This window comes from Klebsiella sp. GFKo11, from assembly GCF_056490265.1.
Window position 1 is genome coordinate 3338559 of record NZ_CM151369.1, and the last position, 15652, is coordinate 3354210.

14 protein-coding genes are annotated in these 15652 nt (G+C 51.5%); 7 read left to right on the forward strand and 7 right to left on the reverse strand.

Going from position 1 to position 15652, the window contains the following annotated elements; translation table 11 throughout:
* Nucleotides 1-40 precede the first annotated feature (40 nt).
* The 4 genes from AC07P6_RS16245 to AC07P6_RS16260 all read right to left on the reverse strand — a co-directional run bounded on the left by AC07P6_RS16245 (nt 41) and on the right by AC07P6_RS16260 (nt 4947).
* Complete coding sequence (locus AC07P6_RS16245) at nt 41-1600, reverse strand: acyl CoA:acetate/3-ketoacid CoA transferase (RefSeq protein ID WP_478313698.1); 1560 nt, start codon at nt 1598-1600, stop codon at nt 41-43.
* A gap of 12 nt (nt 1601-1612) precedes the next feature.
* Nucleotides 1613-2947 carry a GntP family permease gene (locus tag AC07P6_RS16250; RefSeq protein WP_478313700.1) on the reverse strand — a complete coding sequence of 445 codons (1335 nt, stop codon included), beginning with the start codon at nt 2945-2947 and terminating at the stop codon, nt 1613-1615.
* Nucleotides 2948-3008: 61 nt separating this feature from the next.
* A complete protein-coding gene (locus AC07P6_RS16255; RefSeq protein WP_478313702.1) occupies nt 3009-4217 on the reverse strand; it encodes an acetyl-CoA C-acetyltransferase in 1209 nt (402 codons plus the stop codon).
* A gap of 10 nt (nt 4218-4227) precedes the next feature.
* On the reverse strand, nt 4228-4947 hold the full coding sequence (locus AC07P6_RS16260) for an SDR family oxidoreductase (protein WP_478313704.1): 720 nt from the start codon (nt 4945-4947) through the stop codon (nt 4228-4230).
* Nucleotides 4948-5388: 441 nt separating this feature from the next.
* Here AC07P6_RS16260 and AC07P6_RS16265 point away from each other — a divergent pair, with 441 nt between their 5' ends.
* Nucleotides 5389-6306 carry a LysR family transcriptional regulator gene (locus AC07P6_RS16265; protein ID WP_182238929.1) on the forward strand — a complete coding sequence of 306 codons (918 nt, stop codon included), beginning with the start codon at nt 5389-5391 and terminating at the stop codon, nt 6304-6306.
* A 92-nt stretch (nt 6307-6398) separates the two neighbouring features.
* Here the strand turns inward: AC07P6_RS16265 and AC07P6_RS16270 are convergent, their stop codons facing one another.
* Genes AC07P6_RS16270 through dtnK form a run of 3 tightly spaced genes read right to left on the reverse strand, consistent with a single transcriptional unit; the run spans nt 6399 to nt 9379 of the window.
* Nucleotides 6399-7160, reverse strand: coding sequence for a DeoR/GlpR family DNA-binding transcription regulator (locus AC07P6_RS16270; RefSeq protein WP_331329477.1), 762 nt, complete (start codon nt 7158-7160; stop codon nt 6399-6401).
* A gap of 1 nt (nt 7161) precedes the next feature.
* Nucleotides 7162-8148, reverse strand: a complete 987-nt coding sequence (locus tag AC07P6_RS16275) for a D-threonate 4-phosphate dehydrogenase (protein WP_478313705.1) — start codon at nt 8146-8148, stop codon at nt 7162-7164.
* Nucleotides 8141-9379, reverse strand: a complete 1239-nt coding sequence (dtnK, locus tag AC07P6_RS16280; RefSeq protein WP_478313707.1) for a D-threonate kinase — start codon at nt 9377-9379, stop codon at nt 8141-8143. The genes AC07P6_RS16275 and dtnK overlap by 8 nt, the downstream gene beginning before the upstream one ends.
* Before the next feature lie 176 nt (nt 9380-9555).
* Here dtnK and AC07P6_RS16285 point away from each other — a divergent pair, with 176 nt between their 5' ends.
* The 6 genes from AC07P6_RS16285 to AC07P6_RS16310 all read left to right on the forward strand — a co-directional run bounded on the left by AC07P6_RS16285 (nt 9556) and on the right by AC07P6_RS16310 (nt 15455).
* Complete coding sequence (locus tag AC07P6_RS16285) at nt 9556-10701, forward strand: iron-containing alcohol dehydrogenase (RefSeq protein WP_478313708.1); 1146 nt, start codon at nt 9556-9558, stop codon at nt 10699-10701.
* A 19-nt stretch (nt 10702-10720) separates the two neighbouring features.
* Nucleotides 10721-11605: a dihydrodipicolinate synthase family protein gene (locus tag AC07P6_RS16290; protein WP_478313710.1), complete on the forward strand. Its 885-nt coding sequence runs from the start codon at nt 10721-10723 to the stop codon at nt 11603-11605.
* Nucleotides 11606-11723: 118 nt separating this feature from the next.
* Nucleotides 11724-12485, forward strand: coding sequence for a TerC family protein (locus tag AC07P6_RS16295; protein WP_434663590.1), 762 nt, complete (start codon nt 11724-11726; stop codon nt 12483-12485).
* Nucleotides 12486-12515: 30 nt separating this feature from the next.
* Nucleotides 12516-13691, forward strand: coding sequence for a sialidase family protein (locus AC07P6_RS16300; RefSeq protein WP_478313712.1), 1176 nt, complete (start codon nt 12516-12518; stop codon nt 13689-13691).
* The gene (locus AC07P6_RS16305; RefSeq protein WP_478313714.1) at nt 13688-14158 is read left to right on the forward strand and encodes a NanQ anomerase/TabA/YiaL family protein; all 471 of its coding nucleotides are present in this window, start codon (nt 13688-13690) and stop codon (nt 14156-14158) included. The genes AC07P6_RS16300 and AC07P6_RS16305 overlap by 4 nt, the downstream gene beginning before the upstream one ends.
* A gap of 16 nt (nt 14159-14174) precedes the next feature.
* Nucleotides 14175-15455 (forward strand): SLC13 family permease, encoded by a 1281-nt coding sequence (locus tag AC07P6_RS16310; protein ID WP_478313716.1) that lies wholly within the window; start codon nt 14175-14177, stop codon nt 15453-15455.
* Nucleotides 15456-15652: the final 197 nt, after the last annotated feature.

The following is a 15652-nucleotide window of genomic DNA, read 5'->3' on the forward strand; positions in this document are numbered from 1 at the left end:
TCGTTACGTAGTCACAAGTGTAGTGTATTAGTAGATAGAATTAATGCGTTAATGCCAGCCCCATTACCTGCTCATTGAAAATACGTGCATCCATTAGCTTTAATGATGGGCTGATAACAGGAGCGAACTCCATTTTATCCAGAATATCGCGTTGTAAATCGACACCCGGCGCTATTTCGATCAGTTCGAGAGTTTTATCCGCCAGTTTAAATACCGCACGTTCAGTAATGTAATACACGGCTTTATTATTTTTGCGCGCCGTATCGGACGAAAATGTAATTTGCTGAACCTGTTTAATAAACTTGATGATACGCCCATCACGCTTGATGTTAAGTTTACCCTGTTCAACGACGATTTCACTTTCGCCAGCGGTAAACGAGCCGCAGAAAAAGACCTGTTTTGCATTTTGCGTGATATTAATAAAGCCGCCGCAGCCCGCAATCTTGATGCCAAACTTCGACACGTTCAGATCGCCCTTCACATCCGTCTCTGCCAGCCCAAGAAAAGCCTGGTCCAGGCCACCGCCGTCATAGAAATCAAACATCTGATCCTGGGTGATAATGGCTTCAGGAAATGCAGATGCGCCAAAGGACAGACCACCGGCAGGAGAACCGCCGATTGCCCCGGGCTCCACGGTGGCGATCAGCTCCTGAGTAATCCGCTCCTCATCAGTCACCTCGGCAATCACCTCCGGAGCACCAATGCCATAGTTTACGATGGCATTTCTCTTCAGTTCCATCGCCGCCCTGCGAGCGATAATTTTTTTCACATCCAGCGGGCGCATTTTTTTACCATTACCCGTTCTGCTGCCCCGTCCGACGTAGTTTTCATTCATGGCTTCGGCAAAAGTTTGCATATGCAATTCATCCTCCGCCACCACCAGCGCATCAACAAAAATACCGGGGATTTTGACCTGCTGTGGGTCAAGCGTACCGTTGGCAACAATACGTTTAACCTGGACAATCACTTTTCCTCCCTGATTATGAACCAGTTGCGCCGCAGCGAGGTTCTCCAGAATCAGGCACTCATCTTCCATCGTGATGTTGCCACGCTCATCGGCCGTGGTCCCACGTAAAATAGCGACCGTAGCATCAATTCGTTTATAAAAAAGGTTTTCAACACCGTTAACTTCGGTATATGAAACGATATCTTCCGTTGTTTTAGCATTAATTTTCCCGCCTTCTACGCGCGGGTCGACAAAAGTCCCCAAACCAACATGGGTAAAGGTCCCCATTTTACCCGCAGCGCTGTCGCGAAAGAGATGGCAGATCACCCCTTGGGGTAAGTTATAGCCGGTAATTTTACCTTCATTGGCGAGTTTTTGCAGTCGTGGAATCAGCCCCCAATGTCCGCCGATGGCACTGGCGACCAGACCTTCATGAGCCAGGCGATTATTGGCCTTTTCTTTGGCATCACCCTGCCCGGCTGCAAATATCAACTCAAGATTGCGTGGATATCCGACAGACAGAAATTTATCTTCAATGGCTTTCTCAATAGATTCCGGCACAACCGCACCGATAAATCCCCCCAGAATGACTTTATCGCCATCCTTAATTAAATCAGCAGCCTGCGCAGCAGTGATTTTTTTAACTGATTGCATTATAAATATCCTTTAAATTAAAAAAGCGGTGGCATATGAAAGCATTACGATGACGGCAAGCATCGGAAATAGACAGGTAACAATAAATAGCTCTTTGTAGCTTTGTTTATGCGTCAGGCCACAAACACCCAATAAGGTAATAATAAATCCGGAATGCGGTAAGGTATCCAGTGTAGAGGCGCTGAACACAATAATTCGGTGCATTAATCCCGCAGGAATATGGTGTGCGTTTGCCAGCGCCAGGAGATCCTTGCCAAACGCCAGCATCGCTAAGCCAACCCCGCCGGACGTTGAGCCAACAATCCCGGCCAGCACCGCGGTCCCTACGACAGCGGCAATCATTGCAGAGCCAGGGAGAGCAAAGACGGCGGCTTTAATCACGGCAAAAACCGGTAGCATTTTCACCACGCCGCCATAACCAACCTGGGTGGCGGTATTAAATATAGGTGCCAGCGAATCATTCGCGCCTTGCGCTAAGGTGCGGGTAATATTTCCAACCTCTTTACGATAGAGGATCAATGTCACGATAATAGCGACGCACAGTGATACGGTAATCGCCCAAATCCCCTGAACCCCACCGAAACTAGCGTAATGGTTAATAACATGATCGAGTTCGAAATATTTGGTCAGAAGAATATTTCCCACGATGACAATGGCGATAGGCGTGATGGCAACAAAAATATTCCCCTGGATCCTTAATTTTTCACTTTCCTGCCCTTCGCCATAGCCTTCGCCTTTATCTTTAGCCCGCTTAACCAGTCGGGTCATATACCATACGCCGATCGCCAGCCAAACGATGGTACCGATAATGCCTACATCCATGCCTGAATAGATGGTGGTTTTGAATATGGGGATGGGAATAGTATTAATAAACTGTGCAGAGCCAGGGGCGACGTAAGCAGGCAAACAACCGGCACAAATGGCGCTGGGTAATAGACGACGCGGGTAGTCGCTATTGATAAAAATCGTTCTGGCAATCGGTAATACCGCGAATACGACAACAAAAACCGACACCCCACCATAAGTGAGCAGAAACGACGCCAGAATGACAGCCAGAATCGCCTTCTTTGGTCCCATTATCTGAGAGATAAATTGGGCAATCGTTAATGCAGCGCCGCTAGCATTCATTAAGGTGCCGAAAATCGCCCCAACAAGAAAAATAGGGAAATAGGCTGCAACAAAACCGACCACCGATTGCATAAACGGCCCGGTCCATGAATATAATACCGGGATGTCAGAGCCGAGGAAAACGGCAACCATTGCCATTAGTGGTGAAACAATCAGTACAGGTACGCCGCGATAGATAAGATAAATCAAAAAAACCAAAGAGAGGAGTAAACCAATCATAATGCCCTCTGTGAATATCAGTAATATTCGCATTGCATAAACAATGCGAATAGGGGGTATTTTATTTTGTTAGCTTGAGGATAATTGCAGTACCCATACCGCCGCCGATGCACAGAGAAGCCAGACCGGTATTTTTATTCTGCTTTATCATTTCATATAACAGCGAAACGATAATGCGCCCGCCGGAAGCCCCAAGAGGATGACCAAGGGCAATCGCACCGCCGTTAACGTTCGTTCGGTTTTCAAACCACGACTCATCCACCTGATGCTCAGCGCTGAGTTCTCGCGCAACCCCCATCGCCTGAGCGGCAAAAGCTTCATTAATCTCAAGCAGATCGATATCGCTGAGGTGCATATTCGCTCGTTTTAGCGCATTGCCAATGGCCGGTACCGGTCCTAACCCCATCAATGCAGGATCAACGCCCCCCTGCCCGCAGGCGATAACTTCAGCCAGCGGTTCCAGTTGCCATTTTTCCAGCGCTTCCCCGGAGGCCAGCACTAGCGCAACACCGCCATCATTAATGCCAGAGGCGTTTCCCGCGGTGACCGTCCCCTGTTTGTCAAAAGCCGGCTTCAATTTCGCCAGCTGTTCCAGAGAGGCATCTTTGCGTGGATATTCATCACGCGTAAATTTCACTTCCCCTTTACGGCTGAGAACGGTGACTGGCGCAATTTCGTCGTCGAATCGCCCTTGCTCCACGGCCTGTACGGCTTTTTGCTGGCTTTTCAGAGCAAATACATCCTGAGCTTCACGGCTAAAATGGTATTTTTTAGCGATATTTTCTGCCGTGACGCCCATATGGTAGCGATGAAAAGCATCAGTCAGGCCATCTGAGATGAGGGAGTCAGACATCTGCTGAGCTCCCATTTTCATGCCGAACCTCGCGCGGCTGTCGATCAAATAAGGTGCCTGCGACATATTTTCCATCCCCGCAGCAACCACCAGATCCATCTCTCCGCTTTTGATTTTTAAAACGCCGTCGATAACCGCCTTCATTCCACTGCCGCAGATCATATTTAGGGTCAACGCCGGAATTTCGTGCGGAATACCGGCTTTTGCCGCCGCCTGTCGTCCCGGCCCCATTCCTTGACCTGCCGCCAACACGTTACCGACAATGACTTCATCAATATTTTCAGGACGAACTTTGCTTTGTGCCAGAGCAGCTGAAATGGCCGTCGCTCCCAGTTCGTAAGCCGGTACCGTCATCAGGCTGCCGCCAAAAGATCCCAATGCCGTCCGTTTAGCTCCAACGATATATACCTTTTTCATTACCCACTCCCTAGATAACTAAGCCGCCATCAATTTTCAGCGTCTGGCCGGTAATAAAATTTGCCTTCTCACTGGCGAGGAAGAAAACGCCATTGGCGATATCCTCTGCCAACGCCATGCGTCCAAGCGGCGTTTTATCAACCATATGGGTGATTACTTTTTCAGGCAGATTTTTGGTCATTGGCGTGACAACGAAACCAGGCGCGACACAGTTAGCGCGAACTTTCGCACCTTTTCTGGCGAACTCTTTGGCCCAACCTTTGGTCATCGCAATCACGCCGCCTTTGGTTGCCGCATAATTGCTTTGACCAATATTTCCATCGGTACCCACGACAGATGACATAGTAATAATCGAACCAGTATCATTTTCCATCATTAACGGTGCGATGGCCTGAGTCATATTGAAAACGCCCTTCAGGTTAATATCTATAACCATGTCCCAATCTTGCTCAGTCATTTTAGCAATCAGATTATCGCGAGTAATTCCGGCATTATTTACCAGGACATCAACGCGCCCATCATCCAGTCTGATTTTGTTAACCAACTCACTAATTGCCAGGCGATCGCAGACATTTAGCGTTACCGGAATCACATTCTTAAGCGTTTCTTCACCATTATGTTTAATATCACAGGCGTATATCTTTGCTGCCCCACCCTGGGAAAATAGTTCAACAATTTTACGCCCAATACCTTGCGCCGCTCCAGTCACAATACAAATTTTATTTTTCATTTCATTCTCCCAAACGGATTGATTTCACATATTCATCTGAACACTCAGGCCTATGTTTCGTATTTCGCATTTAGTAATACCAATGAAAAGTGACGGGTTCAACTTGCGGAAAAATCACTTCGCCACGCCAATACACACATGCAACATTCATCTACAACACAACAACATAAATATTTTTATTGATAAAATTCAAATGGTTATATTTTTGAAAATGTCCCGAAAGCACAAAAACATAGTGCGTGACTTCACAATTTATATAAAAACACAGGGCAACTTAATTAAAATATTAAAAACTGTTTTGCAAAAATGAAGGTGTCATTTTAAGCATATCAACCTTTTATATATTGCCGTGAAAGAGGCTCGGGGAATGATTGACTTTCTCTGGCCCAACAACTTAACATCAGCCATCAATGGGTTTATTACGCGTGTCGGGGGCTGTCTATGTTAGACAAAACGGTTTTTTTTATGCATGTCGTTCGCTTCGGTTCAATATCTGAAGCAGCAAAGTCATTCAATATTACCGCAGCAACCGGTAGTCGCTGGCTCAAAGAACTGGAAGAAGGATTAAATGTCCCACTTTTGGTTTCGACAACGCGTAAAAACCAACCCACTGAAGCGGGCATGTTACTTTATGATAGATTTCATTCCGTATATCAAAACATCCAGGAGATATACAAAGAAGTTGAGACTATTAATAATACCGACAAAGGCGTTATCGCGATTGCATCAACACCGCTCTTTTCGCGCAATTTTCTTTCTAAAATCATTGGCGAATATCTTTTTATTTGTCCGGGAGTGAATTTCAAAATCGAAGAAACGCCCTATGTTGATGAAAATAAAAACAACACTGACTTTTATATTCGGGCCTGCGCAACCTATCGGGGCTATATTGAGCCAGATAGTTTATTGGTTAAAAAAAAGCTCTTCAATTACCCTTTGGTTGTTTGCTGCTCACCAGGTTACATCAGCGCTTATGGCGAACCCACAACCCCGGAAGAGCTTAAGTTCCACAACTGTATTTATACATCGACGTTAGTAGGCGGGAACCGTTGGCAATTCGAGGTAGATGGTGAAATCACTACTATCGAAATTGCCAAAACGGTAGAAATTGAGAACAGTGAGTTTTTAAAGTCGGTGGCACTGGCGGGCGGCGGCATCGCCTATCTTCCGCTACCTTTGGTTAAAAAGGAGTTAGCTAACGGTGAGCTAGTTTCAATTTTAAATAATTATATCAAGAGCAAGTTTGAAATCAGTTTATGGTTTCGATCGCAGAAGAGTATGCCCAGTCGCTGTGCAAAATTTAAAGAGTTTCTCATCAAAAGAACCGATGAGATTAAAGATGTTATCAATTACTACTGAACGCACGGACTGAGTTACCAGAACGACGAGGTAAACAGTCGATTGTTACACGGCGCGCAACATCGCCCGTTTGCCGTAAATTGCGCTCCCGGCTAGTCGGCGATGATCAGCCGGGGATGAATATGCGCTAAGACTTCACGCGTCTCTTCCGGCAGGTGATCATCAGTGATGATATCGGTTAACGAGTCAAGATGAGTGATGTTGAACAGCGACCAGGCACCGTATTTCGAGCTGTCCGCCAGCAGAATTCGCCGCCGGGCGTTGGCGATTAAATCGCGCTTGAGCGCCGCTTTTTCTTCCGTTGGCGAAGTGACGCCCTTCTCCAGATCCCAGCCATTGCAGCTGACAAAAGCCAGATCGGGCCAGATGTTTTGCAGCAGTCGTCGACCGTGTTCACCAATGCAGGACTGGCTGCTATCGTCAATACGCCCGCCGATAATGGTCACTTCGATTTGCTTGAATTCGGATAAAAACAGAGCGATATGCAGATCGCTGGTGATTACTCGCAGCGGCAGATGAGTAATTTGCCGAGCGAGTTCAATCATCGTCGTCCCGGCATCGAGGACAATGGCGTCCCCGGCCTTGACTAACGCCGCCGCCGCGCTGGCGATGGCGTATTTTTCCTGCTGGCTACGCTGGGATTTTTCCTGCGTCGTCGGCTGTGAAGGAATAAACCGGTTAAGGGTCACGCCGCCATGAGTACGGCTAATTACCCCTTCCTGATCGAGTTTAATCAGATCGCGGCGAATCGTGGCTGGCGATGCGTTGGTCACCGCTACGAGCTGATCCACTGTCACCAGATTATGGCTCTTCAGATAATCCATAATCTGCTCTAACCGGTTATATCCCTTCATATTATTCCTGTGCGATTTGCATGGCGAGCTCAATAGAGGTAGCCATGCTGTCAGACTTAGCTTTACCTGTCCAGGCAATATCAAACGCCGTGCCATGGTCTGCGGATGTACGAATAAACGGCAGTCCGGCAGTGATATTCACCCCATCATAAAACCCGAGCAGTTTTAGCGGAATGTGCCCCTGATCGTGATACATCGCCACCACCATATCAAACTGTCCTTCGTGGCACTGCATAAATACCGTATCCGGCGGGCACGGGCCGGTCACGTTCAACCCTTTGGCTTTCATCGCTTCAACGGCCGGGCCGACGATACGAATCTCTTCATCACCAAACAGACCGTTTTCCCCAGCGTGCGGGTTAACGCCTGCGACGGCAATGCGCGGATTGCTAAAGCCAACCCGACGCAGGAAGCTATCGGCGATACCAATCACCGTTTCGACTCGCGGCTGGTTCAGGGTATCGAGAAACTTGCGCAGCGCGACGTGGGTGGAAATATGGATAACTTTGAGCTTATCGGTATACAGCACCATCGCGTAATCTTTGGTCTGCGTCAGATGGGCCAGCATCTCGGTATGCCCCGGGTAATTGTGTCCTGCCAGGTGCAGCGCTTCTTTGTTCAACGGCGCGGTAGCAATTGCAAAAACCTCACCGGCCATCGCCAGTTCGGTCGCGCGCTTGATGCAACGGTAGGCCAAATCGCCTGCCTGCGCCTGCACTTCCCCGACGCGTAGCCCTTCCGGGTCAGCCAGCGGTTCGTCGATAACGTTAATGGTGCCAGGGCTAAACTGTGCCTGTCCGGGATTATCAATGATTCGCAGCTCGGCGCGCGGGGTGATCTCCAGCGCCAGAACACGCCGTAGCGTCTGCACGCAGCCCACCACCACAACGGATGCGCCGTTCAGTTTTCCCTCCACCAGGGACTTAATAATAATTTCCGGGCCAATGCCTGCCGGGTCTCCCATCGTTACCGCAATGATGTTAGTCACTCATTTTCTCCTCAATAAAGTTCACAACCTCCAGCAGGGTGGTTTGTGTTCCGAATCCGCCTGCCTTGGTCATTACCGGCCGTTGCCAGCTACTACCCAGAAAATTGCCGTACGGCACGCACTGCGCCACGCGACCTGTAATATGAAATCCACTGGCTCCCAGAGCCTGCGCGACGGCGATAGCCACATCACCGCCGGATAAATAGAGCGCTCCCGGCTGACTTTGCGCGATAGCCAGTTCGCTGACTCGCGCCAGATAAGCGCAAATACGCTCGCCGAGGGCGGTGCGATCAACCCCATGCCGTTGGCACAGGGCTTCAATCCCCTTTCGCGCCTCGCTATCGGGGCGAGTGGTAACCACACAATGATTGTTTTCGCTCAACACGGCGGCAATGCGCCGGGCATCTGCCGTTGCGTCGCCGCCAAAGGCCATCGCGACGTCGATATCAACCCGCGTTACGCGCGGATGTTCGCCAAGGAGGGCAATTTGCTGTTGAGCGATTTCGCTCATCGAGCCAACGACCGCCAGCAGCGGCCCGTGCGGCGCGGTGGCCAGACTTCGCGCCAGGGCGTCGCACAGCCCGGCAGACCCCACCAGCAGCACCCTCTGCGTAGATTCCGCCACCGCCGCGATAATGGCGTCCAGTTGGGCGTTCTCTTCTGCATCCACGATCAGCACGCTTGCTGCGTTTACGGTTTGCGCCAGCGCAGCCCCCAGCGTATCGACCGTTACCCGTGAACAGCGCGTATTGCTTTGCTGTGCCACCACGGTGGCGATATCAGCACTGCTCACCGGCGTTTTCGGGTCAGTTGCAAACTCAGTCTCATCAACCGGCAAGCCGTGCACATAGCACTTACCTTGCCGCGTCACCCGACCTGCCGCCGGGAAGGCAGGAGCCAGCACCGCGATCGGGCAGTTGAGCGCCGTCATTGCCGCGTCCAGTTCAGCGCCAAGATTCCCGCGCAGCGTGGAGTCGATTTTTTTTACCGTCCAGCGCGGCTGGAAACGCGGCAAAACCGCCTGTAGTAAATGCGTGACCCGCCGCGCCGCCTCTGCTGCGGGCTGCGCACGGCTATCGCTATTGAGGATCAGCGCCTGCGCTTCTCCCTGATAGCTGGCGCTGAACGCTACTTCCGCCCGCATTCCAGTCTCCGCCAGGCTAACCCCTGCGTCATTGGCCCCGGTAAAGTCATCTGCCAGCACCAGCACCTTGTTATCACCGCTGCCCATCGTTTTCCCTTTTCTCGCTGTTCGAAACTGTTTATGATTATATTCAATCACAATTGATTAAATGTGAGCAAGCTCAAGTTATTAAACCGCCGTATAAATTATAACTTCACCCACAATGTGAGTGACCCGAATAACGGATGATTAAGTTTAATCATTCATAAGACAGGAGAAAGGAAGTGGCAACCATTAACAGCACTCTGATTAGCGGCGCGGGCGCGTTTACTGCCCTGGTTCCGTTGCTGGTAGGTAAACAGCGCATTTTGCTGATTACCGACGCCAACGTCGGCAAACTTGACGCTGCTCAGCAGATCCGCGCGATTCTGGAAGGCGAAGGACGTCAGGTACAGGTGATTGATGCGGTCCCTGCCGAGCCGAGCCAGCATGATATGGCGCAGATCCAGAACCTCGTTGGCGCAAGTCAGCCGGAGTTAGTAGTCGGTATTGGCGGAGGTAGCGTCCTCGACGTGACCAAACTGCTCTCCGTTTTGCTGCATCCTTGCTCGCCGGGGCTGGACGCGCTGCTGGCAGGTGAAAAGCCGCAGCAAAAAGTGATGTCGCTGTTAATTCCTGCCACGGCGGGCACCGGCTCCGAAGCCACGCCGAACGCGATCCTGGCGATCCCGGAACAGAACACCAAGGTGGGAATTATCTCCCCGGTTTTGCTGCCGGACTATGTTGCCCTGCTGCCTGAACTCACCACCAGCATGCCCGCGCATATCGCCTCTTCGACCGGCATTGACGCGCTGTGCCACCTGATTGAGTGCTTTACGTCAACCGTCGCTAACCCGGTCAGCGATAACGCGGCGCTAATTGGCCTGCGCAAGCTGGTACGCAATATCGAGCTTTCGGTGACCGAGCCGCAGAATCTGACCGCGAAGCTGGAAATGCTGTGGGCCTCATATTATGGCGGCGTGGCAATTAACCATGCGGGCACCCATCTGGTCCACGCCCTCTCCTATCCGCTTGGCGGCAAATACCATCTGCCGCACGGCGTGGCTAACGCTATCCTGCTGGCCCCTTGTATGAAAGTGGTGCGTCCGCACGCGGTAGCGAAGTTTGCGCAGGTCTGGGATCTGATCCCCGATGCCGACCAGACCTTCAGCGAGGAAGAGAAATCTCATGCGCTGGTTGAGTGGCTTGCCGCACTAGTAAAACGCCTGCAGCTACCAGATAACCTTGCCGCGCTGGGCGTACCGCAGGAGAGCATCGGCGAGCTGAGCGAAGCGGCGCTTAACGTCAAACGTTTAATGAATAACGCGCCGTGCAGCGTGAACCAGGATCAGGTCCAGGCGGTTTATCGCACCCTATTTCCAGAACAATAACACCAGGGAAGAAATGAGAATGAGCAATGCAATTACTGGCGTACTGACCGCCATTGTGACCCCTTTTACCGCCGATGGCGCAGTGAATATTCCGGCGCTGAAGCAGCAGGTTCAACGTCAGCTTGCTGCAGGAAACGGTATTTTCTGCGGTGGTACCAACGGCGAGTTTTTTGTGCTGAATGAAGCGGAAAAAGTCGCCGTTGCCAAAGCCTGCGTTGAAGAAGTGGCCAGGCGCGCCCACGTGGTGGCGCATATTGGAGAAGTGTCGACTCGCGAAACTATTCGTTTAGGTAAGCAGATTGAAAAGCTCGGCGTCGATGCGGTCTCGGTGATCACGCCGTGGTTTGTGCCACTCAAGCAGGATGAGCTTATCAGCCACTACACCGCCATCGCTGACGCCCTGAGCGTTCCGGTATTTCTCTACAACATTCCGGCGCGTACTGGCAACACCATCGAACCGCAGACAGCGCGCACGCTGGCAAAACATCCGAACATTATCGGCGTCAAAGATAGCGCTGGCAGCTACGAAAGCCTGAAGGGTTTCCTTGATGCGGTGCAGGATATTGCCGATTTCGACGTGCTGAACGGTCCTGACTCGCTGATCCACCAGGGCTTCGTTGACGGCTGTTCCGCCTGTATTTCCGGGCTGGCCAACGTCGCGCCGAAAGAGATCAACGCCATCTGGGCAAACTTTAAAGCGGGTGATGTTGACGGCTCCCGTCTGGCTCAGGAGAGCGTGACAGGACTACGTACCGATCTTTATAAAGTCGCGTTCTCCCCGGCAGCAGTGAAAAAAGCACTGCAGCTGATGGGCCATGAAGTTGGCGATAGCCGCTATGCGGTCAGCTTTACGCCAGCGCAGTGTGAGCAAATTAAACAGGTTATTGCTCGATATATTCCCTGAATATATCGGGAATAATTAATTAAACTGTCGGTGCTGATATATACGAACAAATAGACCAGCACCGACAATATTCAGAATATTGCATACGATGTCTTACGTAGCGTAAGGGATATTTTTAATGTTTATATGGATGCTTGACCCAGATATATGGTTGACGCTGGTTACGCTCACCTTTCTGGAAATTATTCTCGGGGTCGATAATATTATTTTCCTCTCGCTGGTGGTGGCAAAACTTCCGCCGCATCAGCAAAATATTGCCCGTAAGTTGGGATTAAGTGGCGCGATGGTAATGCGCGTGTTATTGCTGGTGTCGATTGCCTGGCTTGCACACATTACGGTTCCGCTGTTTACCATTGCAAATTTTGTGGTGTCGGTGCGCACGATCATTTTATTTGTTGGCGGTTGTTTCCTTATTTACAAATCGTTGCAGGAGATCCGCGGCGAACTGATGCAGGAAGAAGAGTCGCACGGCGGTAGCCAGCGGCAGCTCTCACTGGCAGGCGCTATCGTGCAGATCATGCTGCTGGATATTGTCTTCAGTCTGGACTCTGTGATCACCGCTGTCGGTTTGTCACAACATATTTTCATCATGATTACCGCCGTGATTATTGCCGTGGGCATAATGATGTTCGCCGCCAAAACCATTGGTGATTTTGTCAATAATACGCCGACGATGAAAATGCTGGCATTAACCTTTTTGTTGCTGGTCGGCGCATTACTGGTTGCCGATAGCCTGGACGTCCATATTGCGAAGGGATATCTCTATTTTGCTATTTTCTTCTCCCTGACCGTAGAAACATTAAATATCGTTCGCACTAAAAAAATCATTAAGGCTTCGCAGCAGGATGAAGCTTACGACTCATTACAGCTCAATAAATAAAACCCTACTGAATAATAATGGAGTATGAATATGTCTGTAGTAACCGCAATTCGTGACGGGATGATTTGTCAGCATGAACAAGATGCGCATGTGGAAACCGCGATGCTGCCGTCATCTTGCCCGCAAAACCATGCAGCTAACCTGCTGCCGCTGCCGGACGGCTCGCTGATGTGCGTGTGGTTTGGCGGTACCCAGGAAGGCGTTGCCGATATCTCCGTTTGGGGCTCGCGACTGCTCCCGGAAAGCCGTCAGTGGAGCAATGCGGTGAAACTGTCCACTGACGCCAGCCGCTCCGAGCAGAACCCAGTGCTGTTTCTGGCCCCGGATAACGTGCTGTGGCTGCTGTGGACCGCGCAGATCTCTGGCAACCAGGATACCGCCATCGTGCGCTATCGCCAGTCTACCGACCTGGGTCAGACCTGGGGCGAAATAGCCACCCTGCTCGATAAACCCGGCACTTTTATTCGCCAGCCAATTACGGTGCTGAAGAACGGCAACTGGCTGCTGCCAGTGTTTTATTGCCGCACTCAGCCGGGCGAAAAATGGGTTGGTAACGATGATATCAGCGCCGTCAAAATTTCCTCCGACCAGGGCAAAACCTGGCGCGACGTCGAAGTACCGCAAAGCCTCGGCTGCGTGCATATGAATATCACCGCTCTGCCGAGCGGCACACTTGTCGCACTATTCCGCAGCCGCTGGGCCGACAACATCTACTACAGCCAGTCGGTAGACAATGGTGAAAGCTGGTCAGTACCGGAGCCGACCGAGCTGCCTAACAACAACTCCTCGATCCAGGTGACCACTCTTGCCAGCGGCGAACTGGCGCTGGTGTTTAATCATATGAGCGCAGCCGGTGCGCTGGAACGTCGTGCGTCGCTTTACGATGAAATCGACGATGGCGATAACAGCCGCAAAGAGCCGGAAGTCACCAATGGCCGTACCGCTTTCTGGGGCGCACCGCGCGCACCGATGACCGTGGCTATCTCTGCCGATGGCGGTAAAACCTGGCCGTGGCAGCGTAACCTCGATGAAGGTGACGGCTACTGCATGACCAATAACTCGCTGGATAAACGTAACCGCGAGTTCTCCTACCCGAGCATTAAACAGGGCGCGGACGGTTCTCTGCACATTGCCTACACCTGGTTCCGCCAGGCGATTAAATACGTGCACGTTTCCCCGCAATGGGTGAAGGAGTCCGCCCGATGATCGTCGGAAATCTTGACGCCCTGCCGCTGGCAGGGCTTCCCCCCGCGCTGTGGCAAATATTGTCGCACCCGGACGCTTCGCTACAGGCGCTAAGCGCCAGGGAAGACGGACGCTGGCAACCGGAGGGTTGTGGCTGGTTTTGCAGTATCGGCGAGGCGCATACCCAACCTGCCGCACAGCGCCACACCGAATATCACCATCAATGGGCCGATATTCAGGTGATGCTGTCAGGCTGCGAGGTGATTAACGCAGGAATGCAGGCTGTCGCATGCGATGGCGATGAAGAGCGCAAACCGGATCTGTTTATCGCCCGTGATTGCCAGCATCCGGTAGCCATCACCCTGCACGCAGGTGATTTTGCAGTCTTCTTGCCTGGCGAGCCCCATCAGGCGCTGTGCGCGGTTGACGCGCCAGCAACGGTGCGCAAAGCGGTCTTTAAGGTGCCGCGCGAAATGCTGGAAGGGTAAATAAGGAGATAGAAAAATGACAATGGAAATGATTCTGGCGCTGGGCATCCTGGTGCTGATGATCGTGTTGATCATGTCGGACAAGATGGCCTTTGGCGCACCACCGCTGCTCGCCTGTCTTTTACTGGTGGTGACCGGGCTATCAAACGTTCAGCAGGCCTTTGCCGGGTTTGTGAACTCAAGTGTGATTATGATCGCCGGGTTTATGGTGGTGATGGCGGCGCTCCAGAAAACGCGCCTCATCGGCAACGTGAAATCCTCAATGGTCAGCCTGGTCAATAAAGGCAGCTACAAGAGCTATGCGCTGCTGTTGGTGATTGTGATGATTGGCGCGAGCCTGGCGGGTACCGGTTCAACCGGCTACTACGTGCTGATTCTGTCGCTGGTTTCGACAATCCCCTACAGTAAAAAGCTGCCGACCTCAAAGCTGATGATGCCGTTGGGTTTTGCAACCAACCATCCATTAATCCCGATTAACGTCGCGCTGCTGTTTGGCGTCACCGCCACGGTGCTGCAAACTGCGGGTTTCACCGCAGAAATTTCGATGGTGAAATTCGCGCTGGTGAATCTGGTGATGTCGCTGGCGTTTCTGGCCTGGTGCCTGATCTCGTATCGTTTTTTACCCGATCACCCGATTGCCGATGCGTCTGAGGAAGCGATGTCGGTACGGGAAGAGGAAGCCGTCAGCCTGCCCGCGTGGAAAGAGTACTGCACCGTGGGGGCATTTGCCATCAGCGTTGTCGGTATGATGCTGATGAATCAGTTGGGTAATATCGCCTATGTGGTTCCGGGTCTTGCCGCCGCTTTTGTGATGATGATTAACGTCGTCGACTTCAAAGAGGTGCGCGATCATATGGGCGCGCCGGTTATTCTGATGATGGCGGGGGTTATCGGCGTCGCCGATGCGCTGGCCGGCACCGGCTTTACGGCGATGGTGGGTGATGCGGTAGCAGGCGTTCTCGGCGCTAACGTTTCGCCGTTCCTGTTTATTTTTATCTTTGCGCTGCTGACCAGTACATGTTCCACATTTACCGGCTCCAACATGGGTTCGGTGTATATCTTCGCGCCCATTGCTATCGCCGCCTGTACTAGCCTCGGCCTCAACCCGACCGCTGCCGCCATCGCGGTGGTCATTTCGGGCTGGAACGGCGGCTATATGCCAATTGACGGTATGCCGGCGATGATTCTGGGAATGGGGAAATATAAGCTGCCGGAGTTCTGGATATTCTCCGTGCCGATGTACTTAATTCGTATTCTGGCATTATGCATCGGCGCTATCGTGATATTTCCAATGTAATTATCAAATAAGAGCAGTTGTCGTATGACCCGCTAGTGGCTCTGGTTTTTCGTTGAGTACGCAGCACTCTTTTGCCCGTACCCCCTACGGACACGGGATCGGCATAATTTTTTTGCCGATCCCGCATTATTTTCATCACCCGTATTCGCTTATACCCTAAATAATTCGAGTTGCAGGAAGGCGGCAAGAGAGTGAAT